Source organism: Ectothiorhodospira shaposhnikovii, from assembly GCF_016584105.1.
Classification (GTDB): domain Bacteria; phylum Pseudomonadota; class Gammaproteobacteria; order Ectothiorhodospirales; family Ectothiorhodospiraceae; genus Ectothiorhodospira; species Ectothiorhodospira shaposhnikovii.
Map to the genome: position 1 here is coordinate 22,360 of NZ_NRSM01000030.1, position 17,428 is coordinate 39,787.

Consider the following 17,428-nt stretch of genomic DNA (forward strand, 5'->3'; position numbering starts at 1 on the left):
CCCGGATATAGCGTGAGCGTACACTCCCAGACAAAGCGGCTGACCCTGCGGGACTTGCAGGGTTTGTGCGACAGACAGGAACCCATTGCCAGCCTCACCGCCTATGACGCCACCCAGGCCCGCCTGATGGACGCGGCGGGCGTGGATCTGGTGCTGGTGGGGGATTCCCTGGGCATGGTGGTGCTGGGGCATGAAACCACGCTGCCGGTGACGATGGATGACATGATTTATCACACCCGGGCTGTTGCCCGGGGGCTGCGTCGTGCCTTGCTGATGGCCGACATGCCGTTCATGAGCTACGTGTCGGTGGATCAGGCCCTGCACAATGCCGCCCGTCTGATGCAGGAAGGCGGGGCGCAGATGGTCAAGCTGGAGGGGGATGCCCAGCAGGTGGCGGTGGTCACCGCCATGTCCCATCACGGCATTCCGGTCTGTGCCCACCTGGGGTTGCGCCCGCAGTCGGTGCACAAACTGGGAGGGTATCGGGTTCAGGGACGGGAGGCCGAGGCGGCACAGCGCATGATCAAGGATGCCATGGCCCTGCAGGAAGCGGGCGCCGACATGTTGCTGCTGGAGTGCGTGCCGTCCACCCTGGCGGCGGAGATCCGCGCCATGGCCCGGATTCCTGTCATCGGCATCGGTGCCGGTGCCCAGTGTGATGGGCAGATCCTGGTGGTGCAGGATATTCTGGGCATGACCGATCATGCACCCCGCTTTGCGAAAAACTTCCTCACCGGCCAGACCGGCGTGCAGGCCGCCATGGCGGCCTTTGTGCAGGCGGTCAAGTCAGGCTCATTCCCCGCCGCGGAACACAGCTTCCTTTCCTGACCATGAATATCGTACATCACGTTGAGGATCTGCGAGGCGCACGCCGGGCCTGGCAGGTGGAGGGCTGTACGGTTGCCCTCGTGCCCACCATGGGCAATCTCCATGAGGGCCATCTGAGCCTGGTGCGCCATGCCCGCACGCTGGTGGACCGGGTGGTGGTGAGCATCTTCGTCAATCCCCTGCAGTTTGACCGCGCCGAGGACCTGGCGGCCTATCCCCGCACGCTGGCGGAGGATTGTCGCCGGCTGGCCGGCGAGGCCGCGGACCTGGTCTTTGCCCCGTCGGAAAGCGAACTGTATCCGGACGGACGGGAGCAGGTGACCCGGGTGACGGTCCCCGTGTTGTCCGATCTGCTGGAAGGGGCCCATCGGCCAGGCCATTTTGCCGGCGTGGCCACCGTGGTCTGCAAGCTTTTCAATCTGGTGCAGCCGGATGTGGCCGTGTTCGGCGAGAAGGATTTCCAGCAATTGCTGTTGATCCGGCGCATGGTCGGCGATCTTGATATGCCGGTACGAATTGAAGGCGTGGCCACCGTCCGGGAGACGGATGGTCTTGCCATGAGTTCGCGCAATGCCTATCTGGAGGCCGGTGAGCGTGCGCTCGCCCCGGCCATTCATCAGACCCTGTCGGAACTGGCCGCGCGGCTGAAGGCCGGTGAGCGTGATTATTCCGCCCTGGAACGGGAAGCGGAGAAAGTACTTGAAAAACGCGGCCTGCGATCTGATTATGTTGCAGTGCGGCGAAGGCAGGATCTGTTGCTGCCGCGGCCGGGTGATGCCCGGCTCGTCATCCTGGCGGCCGCATGGCTTGGCCGGGCAAGGCTCATTGACAATCTATGCCTGGATCTCCCCTCATCCATGGGATGAACGGGGTCCCCCACTCAGGGTGTAACGGCCGGCATCGGTCGGACCACTTCCGCGCAAGGATGATAACGACAGTCCCTCGGGGATTCGAAAGGGCGTAATGCCTGGAGGATGTTTAGAAACATGTTCTTGACTCTGCTCAAATGCAAGCTCCACAGGGCTGCGGTGACCCATGCCGAGCTGGATTATGAAGGCTCCTGTGCCATTGACTCGGATCTTCTGGAACTGGCGGGCATTCGCCCCTATGAGCAGATCCAGATCTACAACGTGACCAATGGGGAGCGTTTCACCACATATGCCATCCGCGCCGAAGCGGGCAGCCGGGTGATTTCCGTCAACGGGGCCGCGGCCCACAAGGCCAGCCCGGGGGATCGGGTGATCATCTGTGCCTACGCCCAGATGACCGCGGCCGAAGCGGATCTGTTCAAGCCCTCCCTGGTCTATCTGAACGAGCACAACCACGTCACCGGCACCGGTGACGAGATCGCCACCCAGGCTGCCTGAATCAAACCCTGCCGCGTGCCCGGCCAGTCCTCATGCGGCAGCGGCAGGGGGGATCTTCAACCGGTGTTTCTCATGGCTGCGGCGATGGCATTGATGGAACGCAGCAGCGGCGAGAGCCATGGGTCATCCACCTCTCCGTTCCCGGTGCCCTGCAGGGCCCGGTGGCGTCTTAGCAGGATGATCTGGATGTGATTGAGCGGATCCAGATAGGGGTTCCTGCGCATCAGTGACAGGGCCAGTACCGGATTGTCATCCAGCAGGCTGTCCTTGCTGGAGACGATCAGGACTTCCTCCACCGTGCGAAGATATTCCTCCCTGATGAGGCCGAATACCCGCTCCGCCAGGACCCGGTCGTGGCACAGCCTGGCGTATTCTTCCGCGATCTCCATGTCCGCCTTGGCCAGGGACATCTGGCTGTTGGAGAGCAGGGCGCGGAAGAAGGGCCATTCCCGATACATCTGCCGGAGCTGTTCCAGACGCCCGGGATCATCCCCGCGCCACTGTCGCAGGGCGCTGCCCAGGCCGTACCAGGCGGGGACCGTATGGCGTGCCTGCGCCCAGCCGAATACCCAGGGGATGGCACGGATGGAGGCCTTGGAACGGTCTGCCTTGCGGCGATGGGAAGGGCGGGAGCCGATGTTGAGCTGACCGATCTCCTCCACCGGCGTGACTTCATAGAAATAGTCCAGCACACCCCGGGTCCGGTCCGTCAGGGCGCGATAGGCCTTTTCCCCCTGCTGGGCCAGCGTGTCCATGGCCTCCAGGTCAGCCGTCCGGTCCTGGCTGCCCAGGCCGACCAGCCCCCCGCTGGCCTTGATCAGCCCCGTGGTGCCCATGCTCAGCTCGTAGATGGCCGTTTCCGTATTGCTGTACTTGTAGGACAGCACTTCCCCCTGTTCGGTGAACTTGATCCGGGCCTGTACCGTGCCCGGAGGCTGGGCCAGGATGGATTCATGGGTGGGGCCGCCACCGCGACCGATGGTGCCGCCCCGGCCGTGGAACAGACGGCATTCCACCTCGTGAGCCCCGGAGATGGCGATGATCCGTTGCTGGGCCTGGTACAGGTTCCAGGCGGAGGCGAGGATGCCACCGTCCTTGCAGGAGTCCGAGTACCCCAGCATGACCTCCTGGAGATTGCCCGAGGCCCGCAGCAGCGCACGGTAGACGGCATTGCCCAGCAGATGCTCCAGCACCGACTCCACATGCCGCAGGTCCTCGATGGTTTCAAACAGGGGCGAGATCCGGACATGGCAGAAGGGCTCGTCCTGGTCGGTGCGGCCGCACAGTCCCGCCAGGCGCGCCAGCAGCATCACTTCCATGACATGGGAGGCGGCGTGGGTCATGGAGATCACATAGGTGCCGATGCCTTCAGGCCCTACCTCGGCGCGCATGCGGGCAATGACATGAAAGACCTCCAGGGTCTCCCGGGTGGCCTCGGAGAGGGAATCACGGGGGAGGTCCGGCCACTGTTCCCGATCCAGCAGTTCGGAGAGCCGCCGCAGGCGGGATACCTCGTCCTGCTGACCGTAGTCGATGTCCGGTTCCCATAGGGCCAGGATTTCCGTCACCGCCGTGGTGTGCACGGTGGATTCCTGCCGGACATCCAGGTGGTGCAGGTGAAAGCCGAAGGTTTCCACCAGGCGGATCAGGTCGGTCAGTTCCCCGCGGGCCGCATTGCCGTCCCCGTGGCTGATCAGGGAATCGCGGATCAGGGTCAGATCCCGCAGCAGGGCCTGGCTGGAACCGTAGGCCGCATGGGTGGGCGTCACCGCCGTTTCCCCGGCAAGCCGGCGACGTACCGTGTCGAGGGTCTCGCGCAGCCGGTAACGGATGATGTAGAGCTTGCGCCGGTAGGGTTCCGACTCCATCTTGTCCGGCAGATCCTTGAACACCGCCCTGGAGATGTTCTCATCCTCCTTGAGGCTCTGCATGAAGGCCTCGGTGGGGCGGCACATGAGCAGGGAATGGGTCAGGACGAAACGCAGGGTGTGCACCCGGCGCAGGTATTCGGACAGGACCTGCTCCATGGCCAGGCGACAGGCCATTTCGGTGATGGCCGGGGTTACGTAGGGATTGCCGTCCCGGTCCCCGCCGATCCAGGAACCAAAGCGCAGGAAACTGGGCACCCTGACGGCCGGGTTGCCGTGCTCGTCGCTGCCGTAGCTGCGCCGGATCGCCTTTTCCAGCAGGCGGTAGGTATGGGGCACGGCGTCGAACAGGCTTTCCACGTAATAGAACAGCCCGTACTTGATCTCGTCCTGCACCTGGGGCTTCTTCACCCGCACTTCATTGGTGCGCCACAGTATCTGGATCTGCACCTCAAGCTGGCGGGTCAGTTCTTCCCGTTCCTCCCGGCCCAGGCGCGGCATGTCCAGGCGCTCCGCCGCCAGGAAGATGCGCCGCTGGGCCTCCATCACCGTGCGCCGTCGGGCCTCGGTGGGATGGGCGGTGAACACCGGCATGTATTCCAGCCGGCCGAGCAGCCCTTCCAGGGCCTGCGGGGGGACGCCCCGGCCGTGGAAAACCCGGATGGTGTGATCGAAGGAACCCAGCCACAGGGGGCCGCCTTCCGTGACCTGGCGGCGGCGTTCCCGGTGCAGATACTCCTCTTCGGCCAGGTTGACCAGGCTGAAGTAGATGCTGAAGGCCCGGATGATGGTTTCCAGGGTCTTCGGGTCCAGGGCGTCGATGTAGCGCATCAGGCGTTCCCGTTTGTCCGGGTTGTCCTTCTTGCGCAGCGCCACGAAACCCTTGCGCAGGGTCTCCACCGCCTGCAGCACCGCTTCCCCTTCCAGGCGCCGGATGATGTTGCCCAGCAGGTTGCCGAACAGCTTCACCCGGGCGCGCAGTTCCCGGTCCCTGGGGACCAGAAAGCGGGAGGTGTCCTTGGTGGTGGGCATCATCGGTTCACCAGCCGTTTGTAGAGGTCCTGGTAGGCCTGGGCACTGCGGTCCCAACTGAATTCCTGACGCATGCCGTGCTGCATGAGCCGGGTCCAGACGGCGCGGTCCCGGTACAGGGCGAGACCCCGTTGAATCGCCTCGCCCAGGGCCTCGGTGGTGGGGCCGTCAAAGACCAGGCCGGTGGCGGTCCCCTCGGCCATGTGGTGGGCGTCGGCGTCGATCACCGTGTCCGCCAGACCGCCGGTGCGCCTGACTACCGGCACGGTGCCGTAGCGCAGGCTGTAGAGCTGATTCAGGCCGCAGGGCTCGAACCGGGAGGGCATCAGGAACAGATCCGCGCCGGCTTCTATCTGGTGGGCCAGGGCTTCGTTGTAACCCACGTGCAGGCCCATGGCGCCGGGGTAGCGCGTGGCCATGGCCCGGGCCCGTGACTCCAGGGTGCGGTCGCCGCTGCCCAGGATGACCAGCTGGACCTGACCGGCCGCCAGCAGGGGTTCGCAGGTGGACAGGATCAGGTCCACCCCCTTTTGTGCCACCATGCGTCCCACGTGGCCCAGCAGCGGTATGTCGGGATTGATTTCCAGGCCGAAATGGGCCTGCAGGGCGGCCTTGCATTCGGCCTTGCCCTCCGGTTGTTCGGCGTTGTAGCGCCGGGCAATATGGCGATCTCCGGCCGGGTCCCAGTGCCGGTAGTCGGCACCGTTGAGGATGCCGCTCAGGTCCTGGGCACGGGCATTGAGCAGGCCGTCCAGACCGTAGCCGAACTGGGCGGTACGGATCTCCCGGGCGTAGGTGGGGCTGACCGTGGAGAGATGGTCCGCATAGACCAGTCCGCCCTTGATGAACGAAAGCTGGCCATGAAACTCCAGGCCGTACATGCCCCAGAATTCCGGCGGCAGGATCAGGTCCTCGTGGGCATGGCGGGGGAACAGGCCCTGGTAGGCCAGGTTGTGGATGGTGAACAGGGTAGCCGGCCGCTCCCCGTGCTGGCTCAGCAGGGCCGGTGCCAGGCCCGTCTGCCAGTCGTTGCAGTGCAGGACCTGGGGCTTCCAGTCCAGGCCCGCCTGGTCCAGGGACAGTTTCACGATGGCCCGGGCGAACACGCCGAAGCGCAGGTGATTGTCCTGCCAGTCGCGTCCGTCGGCCGCCCGGTAGGGATCCCCGGCGCGGTCGAAATGCAGGGGGGAATCCACCAGATAGAGTCTGACCCGGGTCTTGGGTAGCAAGCCTTCCAGGATCCTGACAGGCTGTTCGCTGCCGGCCAGGGGGAACTCGGCCACCGTTTCCAGCTTGCCCGCCGCCGCGCGGGCGGCCGGATAGGCGGGCAGGATCAGACGGATATCGTGCCGGAGCCGTTTAAGGGCCGGGGGCAGACTGCCGCAGACGTCCGCCAGTCCGCCGGTCTTGATGAGGGGGTGTGCCTCGCTGGTGGCGAAGAGAATTCGCATAGGCCGATGTCATGGTCGCGCCGTCCCGGTGGTGGGGTGAGGTCACGGCCATGAAGCGCTCCCTGTTTATGATGGGTGTAGGGCCATCATAATAGATAAATATTCTCGCGTTCGTGAACATAGAAATGGAGTGACCCATGAGCAACGCACTGCCCAAGACCCTCGCCTGGCAAGCCCTGGAAGCCCATCACGAGGCCGTTTGCGATCTTCACATGCGTGAGCTCTTTCGCCAGGATCCCCAGCGTTTTCAGCGCTTCAGCCTGCAGTTCGAGGACATCCTGCTGGACTATTCCAAGAACCGCATCACGGCGGAAACCCGGGATCTGCTGGTGGAACTGGCCCGGGCCGCCCAGGTGCCCCAGTGGCGGGACCGCATGTTCGCCGGTGAACGCATCAATACCACCGAGGATCGGGCGGTGCTGCATGTGGCCCTGCGCAACCGCGGTGACCGGCCCATGTGGGTGGACGGGGAAGACGTCATGCCCCGGGTGCGCCAGGTGCTGTCCCACATGGGCGACTTCGTGGCGCGAGTGAGGTCGGGGCAGTGGACGGGCCATACCGGCCAGCCGATCCGGCATGTGGTGAATATCGGCATCGGCGGCTCGGACCTGGGGCCGCTGATGGTCTGCGAGGCCTTGAAACCCTATGCCCATGAGCGCCTGCAGATGCATTTCGTCTCCAACGTGGATGCCACCCACCTGACCCGGACTCTGGCCCAGGTGGACCCGGAGACGGTGCTGTTCGTGATCGCTTCCAAGACCTTCACCACCCAGGAGACCCTCACCAATGCCCATTCGGCCCGGCGCTGGTTCCTGGAACAGGGGGGCAGTGAAGCGGCCATCGCCCGTCATTTCGTGGCCGTGTCCACCCACCGGGAAGCGGTGGCCGCCTTCGGCATCGATCCGGCCAACATGTTCGAGTTCTGGGACTGGGTGGGGGGGCGCTATTCCCTGTGGTCTGCCATCGGCCTGTCCATTGCCCTGTCTCTGGGCATGGCCCATTTCGAGGCCCTGCTGGACGGTGCCCACGCCATGGACGAGCATTTTCGTACCACGCCGCTGGAGGAGAACATGCCCGTCATCCTGGCCCTGCTGGGGGTGTGGTATGTGAATTTCTTCGGCGCCCGCAGCCACGCCATCCTGCCCTATGACCAGTATCTGCACCGGTTCCCGGCCTACTTCCAGCAGGGGGACATGGAGAGCAACGGCAAGTCGGTGGACCGGCAGGGGCGGCGGGTGAGCTGGCAGACGGGGCCGGCCATCTGGGGCGAGCCGGGGACCAATGGCCAGCATGCCTTCTATCAGCTCATCCACCAGGGGACCCAGCTCATCCCCTGTGATTTTCTGGCCCCCTGCCTGAGCCATCACCCCCTGGGGGAGCATCACGCCATCCTGCTGTCCAATTTCTTTGCCCAGACCGAGGCCCTGATGCGGGGCAAGACCCTGGAGGAATGCCGGGAGGAAATGCGGGCCGCCGGGATGTCCGAGGCCCAGGTGCAGGCCCTGGCGCCCCATCGGGTGTTCGAAGGCAACCGGCCCACCAATTCCATCCTGTTCAAGCGCCTCACTCCCCGTACCCTGGGCTCGCTGATTGCCCTCTATGAGCACAAGATCTTCGTCCAGGGGGTGATCTGGAACGTGAACTCCTTCGATCAGTGGGGGGTGGAACTGGGCAAGCAGCTGGCCCGCACCGTGCTGCGGGAACTGCACGACCCGGACCCGGTGGCGGGGCATGATGCCTCCACCAACGGGCTGATCAACTACTACAAGCGGCTGACGCGGGAGTAAGCCCGGTCTTCATGCTCCGGACAGTAGCGGCATCGCCAGGCCGAACACGGCGGCGGTCACCAGGATCAGCGCGATCAGACTGATGCGCCATCCCGCCCTCACCATGTCCGGTACCGTGATCCGTTCGCTGCTGAAGACGATGGCATTGGGCGGGGTGGCCACGGGCAGCATGAAGGCACAGGAGGCCGCCAGGGCGACGGGGATGGCCAGCAGCAGGGGATCGTGACCCAGGCTGATGGCCAGGGAAGCCGCCAGCGGCAGCACCGTGGCGGCCGTGGCCGTGTTGCTGGTGACGTGGCTGAGCAACATGGCGCTCAGGGCCACGATGCCCACCAGGGTCCAGGTGGGCCAATTGCTCAGTTGCACCAGGGAGGCGGCGATGTGGTCCGACAGGCCGCTGCCGCCGATGGCCGAACCCAGGCTCAGGCCCCCCCCCACCAGGATCAGCACTCCCCAGGGCAGCTGGCGGGTGGACTCCCAGTCCAGCAGGAACTGATGACGCCGGAAATCCGCCGGGATCAGGAACAGGGCCAGGGCACCGACGATGGCGATGCCCGGGTCGGTGATGGACACCCCGGGGAACAGGGATTCCAGCAACGGACGCAGGATCCAGGCCAGGGCCACGGCGACGAACACCAGCAGCACCCGCCGCTCCGCCCGGGTCATCGGTCCGAGCTGTTCCCGCTGCTGGCGCAGCAGTTCGCCGATCCCCTCCAGCGGTCCCCGGGACACCGGAAAGGCCCAGCGGCACAGCACCCACCAGCACGCCACCAGCAGGGTCAGGGCCAGCGGCAGACCCACCATCATCCACTGGGCAAAGCCGATCTGATGGTCGTAGTTGTCGTTCATGTAGGCGGCGAGCAGGGCGTTGGGCGGGGTACCGATGAGGGTGGCCATGCCGCCGATGTTGGCACCGAAGGCGATCCCCAGCAGCAGCGCCAGTCCCACGTTGCGGATCTGTGCCTTGTCCATGCCCCGGTCCTCCAGCAGGATCAGCACCGAGATGCCGATGGGCAGCATCAGGGCGGCGGTGGCGGTATTGCTCACCCACATGCTCAACCCCGCCGTGGCGCCCATGAAGCCGGCCACCAGGTGATCCAGTCGTTGTCCGGCCAGGCCCAGGATCACCAGGGCGATGCGCCGGTGCAGATTCCAGCGCTGGATGGCCAGGGCGATCATGAACCCGCCCAGGAACAGGAAGATCAGGGGATTGGCGTAGGGCGCCGCCGCCTCGGCGATGGTGCTTGCCCCCAGCAGGGGCAGCACGGCAATGGGCAGCAGGGCGGTGGCAGGGATGGGGATGGCCTCGGTCACCCACCAGATGGCCATGAGCGCGGTGAGGGCGGCCACGGCCCAGGTATTGGCGGCCAGTTCTCCGGGCGGGCCCGCCAGCAGCATGCCGAGAAAGATCAGGGGGCCAAGCGCCAGCCCCAGCCTGGGCCGCCAGAGAGAGGGTGATGCGGGCCTGGGCGTGGCGGATGTGCTGGCTTCCGTGGACGGACTCATGAATGCTCTCCAATAGGGTATGACGGCCATCCCCCACACTCCGGTGTCGGGGCGACTTGCGGTACCGCAGTTTAGCCGCTGGTCATGTCATGCCGCTGACCGGGCGTGTCGGGGCCGGCGGGGAAAGGCGGCGGCCCGGGGGCCCGGAGGCCATGGGGCGGGACCCATGGTATGCTTTCGCCGATCAAATGATTGCTGACGGGTAGATCATGACAAGAGCGACCGGCACTTACAACATCACCACCCTCAACGAGTTCGTCATTCAGCGCCAGGCGGATTTTCCCTATGCCAAGGGGGAATTGTCCCGGTTGCTGCACCATGTGGGCGTGGCGGCCAAGGTGGTGAACAAGAAGATCAACAAGGCGGGGCTGGTGGACATTCTGGGTCGTGCCGGCGATGTGAACGTCCAGGGCGAGGACGTCCAGAAGCTGGACCTGTTCGCCAACGAGCACTTCATCGCCGCCCTGCGTTCCACCGGCGAGTGCTGCGCCATCGCCTCCGAGGAAGACCAGGAAATCACCATCTTCGATGACGGCCTGTCCCGTGACGGCAAGTACGTGTTCTGCATGGACCCTTTGGACGGCTCGTCCAACATCGACGTGAATGTCTCCGTCGGCACCATCTTTTCCATCTATCGCCGCCGTACCGAACGGGGCACCCCGGCGGACCTGTCCGACTTTCTGCAACCGGGGACGGAGCAGGTGGCGGCCGGTTATGTGATCTACGGCTCCTCCACCATGCTGGTATACACCACCGGCAAGGGGGTGAACGGTTTCACCCTGGACCCGACCATCGGTGAGTTCTGCCTTTCCCACCCGGACATCCGCACCCCCGAGAACGGCACCATCTACAGTATCAACGAGGGTAACTACGCCCACTTCCCGGCGGGGGTGAAGCAGTTCATCAAACATTGCCAGGTGGTGGACCCGGACACCCGCCGTCCCTATACCTCGCGCTACATCGGTTCCCTGGTTTCGGATGTCCACCGCAATCTTCTCAAGGGCGGGGTATTCCTGTATCCCTCCACCCAGAAGGCCCCCCAGGGCAAGCTGCGTCTGCTGTACGAGTGCAACCCCATCGCCATGATCGCGGAGCAGGCCGGCGGCAAGGCCAGCGACGGCGCCCGCCGCATCCTGGAGATCCGGCCGGAGGATCTGCACCAGCGGGTACCGTTCTATGTCGGCTCGCGGCGAATGGTGGAGGATGTGGAGCGGTTCCTGGCCGAGGCCCGATAACCGGCATTCTCTCCGAACGGTGGTCGCCGTAGTATTTGTATCGCCGTTCCTTGGTCTGGGTGGATTTTCGATCCTTCAGGCCATCATTCTTGGGCAGGAAAAGCCATCCCTGTTCTGGGGGCTCCCAAAGCTTTCATAGGGGGTTTTGGTTCGGGGGTTTTGCAGGGGCTGTTCATGTTGGTCGTCTCGGTCACGGGCTCCCTGGTCGTGCTTGGCGGATTCCTGGCCTACTATCTTCCCGCGATCCCGTTCACTTTTTGGATGTTCGGTGTGTTAGGTTGGATGATCTTGATCATCGAAAGCCTGATTGCCGCGCCGTTGTGGGCGGTGGCGCATGCGGTGCCGGAGGGTGACGGCTTTGCCGGTCGGCATGCCTTGCAGGGCTGGCAGTTGTTCGTCAATGTGATTTTCAGGCCGATCCTGCTCATTTTGGGATTGCTACTGTCGATGTTGGTGTTGCACTACATTGTGAAGATTGCCATTGCGGGTTATGCGATCACCAATTTGGCGGTAGTCAGCAGCACCTCGTTTGTGAGTATTCTGGCCTTTATTTTTGGCAATGCGGTCCTGGTGGGCTTGGTGATCACATTGGCGCACAAGTCACACGAGATCATTTATGAGACCGCCGACAATGTGATGCGCTGGCTGGGCTTTGGCGTACATCCGCTGGGCGAGACCAAGGGCGAGGCAGGCACGTCGAGAGCCTTTGGTATTGCAAACCAGTCCGGGCGTGACATGGCAGGGGCCATGCTGGGTCGGGGTGGATATACCAGAAGGCCAGGGAATACAGATAAACCTGGAGGTGATGAGCCGGACAAGAAGGTCACTGGCGCAAATACGGGAGGGCTGACTGAGGCGCCGGGGAGGACTGCAAATAACAACAAGATCAACTAACCGAAATAATTGAGTAGACGCAAAGCCATAAAGCGGGTGTTTATCCCTGCTTTATGGCTTTGCTTATTATCATCCAAGAAGGATTTTTCTTGCCTCTTCTTTCTTGCTTTCTACAAGCATGTCGAATTTATCCTTTCCGCCCGCGATTTCTCTATGGTTTTTTCCGGTATGCTTTTCTAGTAATTCTGTTTTTACAATGCTTCCAGCCCCAACATCCACAAGAAGATTTTTCAACTCCAGCATTTCCACCTCCAACGCCTTGGCATGCCTTTTCCATTCCAAGGCGTTTTCCTCCCATTCTGCGGCGGCGTCTGCATTGCCGCCTGCGAGTGCGGCGAAGAACATTTGGTTGCCCATGGTCTGTACTCCTGAATTTTGTTGAGAATGACGTTAAGTTTAGGATCGTCTGACCGAAAAGGGAAGTCAACAAGGTCAGGGGTTTCGATGGATGAGCGGCGCCTTGACCAGGTATTTGGTTATCCCAAATTTTTTTGGTATTCCTTAAATGGAATGGGAAAGCCTTGTTGCTATTGCTCCCCCTGTTTGCGTAAGATTCGAGTATCAATAATCGTAAAAGTGTGTTTTTAGTCATGCTTCATCGCCACCTCAATCATCAACGATACACTTTGGCCGCTATCGATGATGTCATCCAGCGCGGTCGGTGGCAGGACTGGGCTGAACTGCGCCGGGCCGCCTTGTCCGACCTCGCCCTGCTGGACAAGGTGGAGCGCGTGTGCCGCCCTTACACCTCAGATCCCTACGCACAACGCCATCACTTCTGGATGCGCTATGCCGAAAAGCACCGCACCCCTGCCTGACTGGGAACTCGTTTTGTCCTCTGCCGCACGGCTCCAGCGCATCCTGCCGGATGCCGTGCTTGTCGGGGGAACCGCCTCGGCAATCCACGCCGAGCATCGCTTCTCGCGTGACGCCGATCATGTGCTGACCGATCTGCGTCACCGTTTTGACGAAGTGCTGGCCGAACTTGAGTCGGTCGCAGGCTGGAAAACTGCTCGCGTGCAGCGCCCCGTGCAAATCCTTGGCAGTCTCGACGGCATCGAGACTGGCGTTCGTCAGCTTATCCGCGACGAACCGCTGGAAACGGTAGCGGTGGACTATCACGGTGCGCGAATCACCGTTCCAACCGAAGGTGAGATTCTGCGCATCAAGGGCGTGCTGATCCTCAAGCGCAATGCTACTCGGGACTACCTTGACTTTGTGGCCTTGGCCGATCGCATGGGCGATGAGAGCGTTGCCAACGCGCTGCAATCGTTCGACCGACTCTACCAGCAGGACAACGGCGAATCACCGCTACAGCAATTGCAAGTCCAGCTTGCCAACGCGCTGCCCTACGATCTGGAAGAAACCGAACTCAGCGAATACAAGAACCTCGATCCGCGCTGGCATGACTGGCAGGCGGTTAAAGCCGCTTGCTCGCATCTTTCAACCGCCATCTTCGACCGGGTGTGCGATATGGATATGGATCGTTCTGAGGATTTCGGAATGGCACCATGACCCTAAATCAGCGACTGTATCTAACCATGCTCATTTCTTATTTGCGGCATAGGCAAGTCGAGAAATATCCGCTTGATGCCCTTGATGTCTTCGCTGATGGCCTGCTTTTTTTCTGGAGAGGTTGCACTTGGGCTGTGTTTAAAAATCGCAGCCTCAACATCGTCTGGAGATTGTCCGTTGGCTAAGATGCACTCGATTATGGTACGCCGCTCCACATCAGGCCAATTAACGAATTCTGGAGATCCTTTGGCGCGGATGGCATCCTGGGCAAAGAGCCAGAACGTGCGTGCCGGTCCAGTGCTTTCGCTCAACTCCTGCAACTTAGAAATTCTTCGCGCTCTCTCTTCGGCCTCATAAGGTGTTGCCGATGGCTCTGCACTTTCAAATAGCTGCCCAACCGTAAGCGCGTAATTTTCTTTGAAAAATGAGGCATAACTGCCGTAGTCGCCGGTTTCGTAAAAATGAACCGAGGCACGCTGATATTGTTCAATGAGGGTATCGCTAAAAAATAGCGGCAGGGTGTGACCACGAACAAGGGCGGCTGTCTGCATTAAGCGAGCGGTGCGCTTGTTGCCATCACGAAAATACTGGAGATAGGCTGTGTTGCAATGCAGATAGATGGCCTGCTCAAATGGGTCGGAATACTTTTCTGCCACCGCTAAGACATGCTTCATTTCCGTGCGAAGCTGCCCCGGATCAGCCAACGGCGTATAACTTGACGCGCCAATCCGGACGCCAGAAGTGCGAACAATGCCTTGCTCATGCAGGGGGAGCAGGTCTTTCATGATCACCTTATGGAGATCGCATAGATAATCAAGGTCCAGCTTTGTGTTATCTTCGATATTCATCACATCGTTAAAGGCATTTCTTAAATTAACGATCATGACCGCATCGGAATACCGTTTCCCACCAGCAGTAATCCCCATGCGAAGAAGATTGTCGGTATCGATTCTGTCGTATGTATTCCCTTCGATTTTGGCTGAGGTGTACACAAAATCGACGGCCATTTCATCGAAGTTTCGATGGTCAATGTTAAGCAAGTCTAGCGAGTATCTTTTGGAAAGATCACTCAAGAATAGCTTATCCTTGTCCGAAAGAATGGGACGATATTCGATAAAGGATGGATTGTACTTCACAATCGCTGCTCCATTTTTTTGGATGCACTATGTTGAGGTGCGGCACCCGCTACTTCGGATAACCATAAGGAGATACGGGCTCGGGCACACCAAGCATGCCCGAGTCCGGAGCCCGTATTTGCCCGTGCCGGTCCAGGGCCCACCGCACATGCTCCCGCACACAGGCGCTGGGATGTTCCAGTCGCCGCGTCAGGGCCTCCCGGACGGCGGGTGAGGGCCGGGCATTGCCCAGCCCCACCGCCAGATTGCGCAGCCACCGTTCATGGCCGATGCGCCGGATCACCGACCCTTCGGTGAGTCGCAGGAAGGTCGGCTCGTCCCAGTCGAACAGGGTCACCAGGCCGATGTCATCCAGCCCATGCCGGGCACGAAAATCCGGTTCCACCGCCACCCCGGCCCGGCGATTCCAGGGGCAGACCAGCTGGCAGTCGTCGCAGCCGTAGATCCGGTTGCCCATCAGCGGCCGCAGCGGTTCGGGGATGCTGCCGGGGTGCTCGATGGTGAGATAGGAGATGCAGCGCCGGGCATCCAGCTCATAGGGAGCAACGATGGCCGCGGTGGGGCAGACGTCCAGGCAGGCCCGACAGCGACCGCAGTGACTCCGCTCCGGCTCATCCAGGGGCAGGGGCAGGTCGGTGTAGAGTTCACCGAGGAAGTACCAGGAACCGTGGTGCCGGCTGAGCAGGTTGGTGTGCTTGCCGATCCAGCCCAGTCCGGCCTTCTCCGCCAGGGCCTTTTCCAGCACTGGGGCGCTGTCGACGAAGGCCCGGTAGCCGAAGGGCCCGGTGACCCACTCGATGCGCTCGGCCAGGGTCTGCAGACGCTTGCGGATCACCTTGTGGTAGTCCCGCCCCAGGGCATAGCGGGAGATGAAGGCCGCCTCGGGATCGTCGAGCACGGACCAGGCATCCCGGGTCTGGGGCGGCCAGTAGGCCATGCGCACGGAGATGATGCGCAGGGTGCCAGGGACCAGTGCCTCGGGACGGGAGCGCCGGGTGCCGTGGCGGGCCATGTAGTCCATCTCGCCATGGCGGCCCTGGTCCAGCCAGCGCAGCAGGTGGGCCTCGTGGACGGCGAGGTCGGTGTCGCAAATGCCGGCCCGGTCAAAGCCCAGTTCCAGCGCCCAGGTCTTGATCCGTTGGGTCAGGGCGAGCAGATCAGTGGTGGTCATCCTGGGCTTATACTACGGCTGACAAGTCCTTTGCCACCGGATCGAGCCTGCCATGTCCGCCGACCTGCCCGAAGCCCTTTACACCGCCGCCCAGGTCCGGGAACTGGACCGCCGGGCCATTGAGGATCAGGGTATTCCCGGTTACGCCCTCATGTGCCGGGCCGGTGCCGCCGCCCTGGACCGGCTGAGAATCCAGTGGCCCCTGGCCCGTACCCTGGCCGTCTGCTGCGGGCCGGGCAACAACGGCGGGGACGGCTACGTGCTGGCCCGCCTGGCCCTGGAAGCGGGCCTGTCGGTACGGGTGGTGGCGGCCACCGATCCGGCCCGGCTCCATGGCGAGGCCGCCCAGGCTTGGCGGGACTGGCAAATCCTGGGGCAGCCCCTGTCTGCACCGGGCGAGGCCCTGGCGACCGCGGACGTGATCGTGGACGGTTTGCTGGGGACGGGGCTGACGCGGCCGGTGGAAGGCGACATGGCTCGCCTGATCCGGTCCATCAATCAGACCTCCGCTCCGGTACTGGCCCTGGATATCCCCTCGGGGTTGAATGCGGATACCGGTGCCGTCATGGGGTGTGTAGTAGAGGCCGACGCCACCCTGAGCTTCATCGGCCTCAAGCTGGGGCTCATGACCGGGGCTGGGCCAGCCTGTCGGGGGGATCTGTTCATGGATGGGCTGGGGGTTCCGGCACCGGTGTTTGACGACCTGCCGCCGGCGGCCCGGCGGGTCCTGCCCGTCCGGTCCCGGGCCTTCCCGCGGCGGTCCCGGGATGCCCACAAGGGCCATTTCGGTCATGTGCTGGTGATCGGTGGCGGCCGGGGCATGCCGGGGGCCGCGCGGCTGGCGGGGGAAGCGGCGGCCCGGGTGGGAGCGGGACTGGTGACCCTGGCCACCCATCCTGACCATGCCCGGCTGATTCCCCAGGCGTGTCCGGAGTTGATGTGCCACGGCATCCGGCATCCGGATCACCTGGATGACCTGCTGGCCCGGGCCACCGTGGTGGCCGTGGGGCCAGGACTGGGCACCGGAGACTGGGGGCGGCGTCTGTGGGCGCATCTCGGGGATTGGGATGGCCCGATGGTGGTGGATGCCGATGCCCTGAATCTGCTGGCCGCCTCCCCCCGATGCCGGGAGCACTGGGTGCTGACCCCGCATCCCGGTGAGGCGGCACGTTTGCTGGACTGTGACACGGCGACGATCCAGGCCGACCGGCCCGGCGCGGCCGCCGCCATGGCCCGGCACTATGGTGGTGTCTGTGTCCTCAAGGGGGTGGGCAGCCTGATCCGGGATGCATCCGGGCTGAGTCTGTGCGACACCGGCAATCCCGGCATGGCTTCCGGCGGCATGGGGGATGTGCTGACCGGTATCATCGCCGGTTTGCTGGCCCAGCGGCTGCCTGCCGGCGGAACCCGGGGAGAGTCGGCGGCCCTGGGTTGCTGGGTCCATGGTGCCGCCGCCGATCGGGCGGCCCGGGCCGGCGAGCGGGGGCTGCTGGCTTCCGATCTTTTATTCCATCTGCGCGAGGTCATCAATCCATGATTCTGGAACTGGCGGACGAGGCCGCCACCGAAGCCATCGGTGCCCGTCTGGCGGCGGCCTGCCCACGAGAGGGGGTGGTGTTTCTGGAGGGGGACCTGGGG

15 protein-coding genes are annotated in these 17,428 nt (G+C 63.1%); 9 read left to right on the forward strand and 6 right to left on the reverse strand.

The window, feature by feature from the left end; genetic code table 11:
- Nucleotides 1–12: 12 nt before the first annotated feature.
- From panB to panD, 3 genes are all read left to right on the forward strand, one after another.
- Nucleotides 13–828: a 3-methyl-2-oxobutanoate hydroxymethyltransferase gene (panB, locus tag CKO35_RS14455; protein WP_200176826.1), complete on the forward strand. Its 816-nt coding sequence runs from the start codon at nucleotides 13–15 to the stop codon at nucleotides 826–828.
- A gap of 2 nt (nucleotides 829–830) precedes the next feature.
- The gene (gene panC, locus CKO35_RS14460) at nucleotides 831–1,694 is read left to right on the forward strand and encodes a pantoate--beta-alanine ligase (RefSeq protein WP_200176827.1); all 864 of its coding nucleotides are present in this window, start codon (nucleotides 831–833) and stop codon (nucleotides 1,692–1,694) included.
- A 120-nt stretch (nucleotides 1,695–1,814) separates the two neighbouring features.
- Entirely contained in the window at nucleotides 1,815–2,195 is a 381-nt protein-coding gene (panD, locus tag CKO35_RS14465) for an aspartate 1-decarboxylase (RefSeq protein WP_008930669.1), read from the forward strand.
- Between the two features lie 56 nt (nucleotides 2,196–2,251).
- Here panD and ppc read toward each other — a convergent pair whose 3' ends face one another.
- Both ppc and glgA read right to left on the reverse strand, forming a co-directional pair.
- A complete protein-coding gene (ppc, locus tag CKO35_RS14470) occupies nucleotides 2,252–5,095 on the reverse strand; it encodes a phosphoenolpyruvate carboxylase (RefSeq protein ID WP_200176837.1) in 2,844 nt (947 codons plus the stop codon).
- Nucleotides 5,095–6,546, reverse strand: coding sequence for a glycogen synthase GlgA (glgA, locus tag CKO35_RS14475; protein WP_200176828.1), 1,452 nt, complete (start codon nucleotides 6,544–6,546; stop codon nucleotides 5,095–5,097). Before glgA ends, ppc begins: the two co-directional genes overlap by 1 nt.
- A 137-nt stretch (nucleotides 6,547–6,683) precedes the next feature.
- On the opposite strand from glgA, the gene pgi reads away from it, so the two are divergent.
- Nucleotides 6,684–8,333 (forward strand): glucose-6-phosphate isomerase, encoded by a 1,650-nt coding sequence (gene pgi, locus CKO35_RS14480; protein ID WP_200176829.1) that lies wholly within the window; start codon nucleotides 6,684–6,686, stop codon nucleotides 8,331–8,333.
- Nucleotides 8,334–8,342: 9 nt separating this feature from the next.
- Here the strand turns inward: pgi and CKO35_RS14485 are convergent, their stop codons facing one another.
- Nucleotides 8,343–9,839: an SLC13 family permease gene (locus tag CKO35_RS14485; protein ID WP_200176830.1), complete on the reverse strand. Its 1,497-nt coding sequence runs from the start codon at nucleotides 9,837–9,839 to the stop codon at nucleotides 8,343–8,345.
- A 209-nt stretch (nucleotides 9,840–10,048) separates the two neighbouring features.
- Between CKO35_RS14485 and fbp the strand changes: the two genes are divergently transcribed.
- The gene (gene fbp / locus CKO35_RS14490; protein WP_207143814.1) at nucleotides 10,049–11,074 is read left to right on the forward strand and encodes a class 1 fructose-bisphosphatase; all 1,026 of its coding nucleotides are present in this window, start codon (nucleotides 10,049–10,051) and stop codon (nucleotides 11,072–11,074) included.
- Between the two features lie 114 nt (nucleotides 11,075–11,188).
- A complete protein-coding gene (locus tag CKO35_RS14495) occupies nucleotides 11,189–11,968 on the forward strand; it encodes a DotA/TraY family protein (RefSeq protein ID WP_207143824.1) in 780 nt (259 codons plus the stop codon).
- A gap of 69 nt (nucleotides 11,969–12,037) precedes the next feature.
- Here the strand turns inward: CKO35_RS14495 and CKO35_RS14500 are convergent, their stop codons facing one another.
- On the reverse strand, nucleotides 12,038–12,325 hold the full coding sequence (locus CKO35_RS14500) for a hypothetical protein (RefSeq protein ID WP_200176831.1): 288 nt from the start codon (nucleotides 12,323–12,325) through the stop codon (nucleotides 12,038–12,040).
- 269 nt (nucleotides 12,326–12,594) lie between these two features.
- Between CKO35_RS14500 and CKO35_RS14505 the strand changes: the two genes are divergently transcribed.
- Together CKO35_RS14505 and CKO35_RS14510 are read left to right on the forward strand one after the other, a co-directional pair.
- Nucleotides 12,595–12,786, forward strand: coding sequence for a hypothetical protein (locus CKO35_RS14505; protein ID WP_242467213.1), 192 nt, complete (start codon nucleotides 12,595–12,597; stop codon nucleotides 12,784–12,786).
- The gene (locus CKO35_RS14510) at nucleotides 12,758–13,483 is read left to right on the forward strand and encodes a nucleotidyl transferase AbiEii/AbiGii toxin family protein (protein ID WP_200176833.1); all 726 of its coding nucleotides are present in this window, start codon (nucleotides 12,758–12,760) and stop codon (nucleotides 13,481–13,483) included. The genes CKO35_RS14505 and CKO35_RS14510 overlap by 29 nt, the downstream gene beginning before the upstream one ends.
- Nucleotides 13,484–13,503: 20 nt before the next feature.
- On the opposite strand, the gene CKO35_RS14515 is transcribed toward CKO35_RS14510, so the two are convergent.
- Both CKO35_RS14515 and queG read right to left on the reverse strand, forming a co-directional pair.
- Nucleotides 13,504–14,556, reverse strand: coding sequence for a Fic family protein (locus CKO35_RS14515; protein ID WP_207143818.1), 1,053 nt, complete (start codon nucleotides 14,554–14,556; stop codon nucleotides 13,504–13,506).
- A gap of 112 nt (nucleotides 14,557–14,668) precedes the next feature.
- Nucleotides 14,669–15,790 (reverse strand): tRNA epoxyqueuosine(34) reductase QueG, encoded by a 1,122-nt coding sequence (queG, locus tag CKO35_RS14520; RefSeq protein ID WP_200176835.1) that lies wholly within the window; start codon nucleotides 15,788–15,790, stop codon nucleotides 14,669–14,671.
- A gap of 52 nt (nucleotides 15,791–15,842) precedes the next feature.
- Here queG and CKO35_RS14525 point away from each other — a divergent pair, with 52 nt between their 5' ends.
- The gene (locus tag CKO35_RS14525) at nucleotides 15,843–17,327 is read left to right on the forward strand and encodes an NAD(P)H-hydrate dehydratase (protein ID WP_200176836.1); all 1,485 of its coding nucleotides are present in this window, start codon (nucleotides 15,843–15,845) and stop codon (nucleotides 17,325–17,327) included.
- Nucleotides 17,328–17,428: the final 101 nt, after the last annotated feature.

Coding starts and splice junctions, on each gene's coding strand:
- panC (WP_200176827.1), top strand. CDS start 831: ATGAATATCGTACATCACGTTGAGGATCTGCGAGGCGCACGCCGGGCC.
- CKO35_RS14500 (WP_200176831.1), bottom strand. CDS start 12,325: ATGGGCAACCAAATGTTCTTCGCCGCACTCGCAGGCGGCAATGCAGAC.
- CKO35_RS14525 (WP_200176836.1), top strand. CDS start 15,843: ATGTCCGCCGACCTGCCCGAAGCCCTTTACACCGCCGCCCAGGTCCGG.
- CKO35_RS14485 (WP_200176830.1), bottom strand. CDS start 9,839: ATGAGTCCGTCCACGGAAGCCAGCACATCCGCCACGCCCAGGCCCGCA.
- panD (WP_008930669.1), top strand. CDS start 1,815: ATGTTCTTGACTCTGCTCAAATGCAAGCTCCACAGGGCTGCGGTGACC.
- glgA (WP_200176828.1), bottom strand. CDS start 6,546: ATGCGAATTCTCTTCGCCACCAGCGAGGCACACCCCCTCATCAAGACC.
- CKO35_RS14510 (WP_200176833.1), top strand. CDS start 12,758: ATGCCGAAAAGCACCGCACCCCTGCCTGACTGGGAACTCGTTTTGTCC.
- queG (WP_200176835.1), bottom strand. CDS start 15,790: ATGACCACCACTGATCTGCTCGCCCTGACCCAACGGATCAAGACCTGG.
- fbp (WP_207143814.1), top strand. CDS start 10,049: ATGACAAGAGCGACCGGCACTTACAACATCACCACCCTCAACGAGTTC.
- pgi (WP_200176829.1), top strand. CDS start 6,684: ATGAGCAACGCACTGCCCAAGACCCTCGCCTGGCAAGCCCTGGAAGCC.
- ppc (WP_200176837.1), bottom strand. CDS start 5,095: ATGCCCACCACCAAGGACACCTCCCGCTTTCTGGTCCCCAGGGACCGG.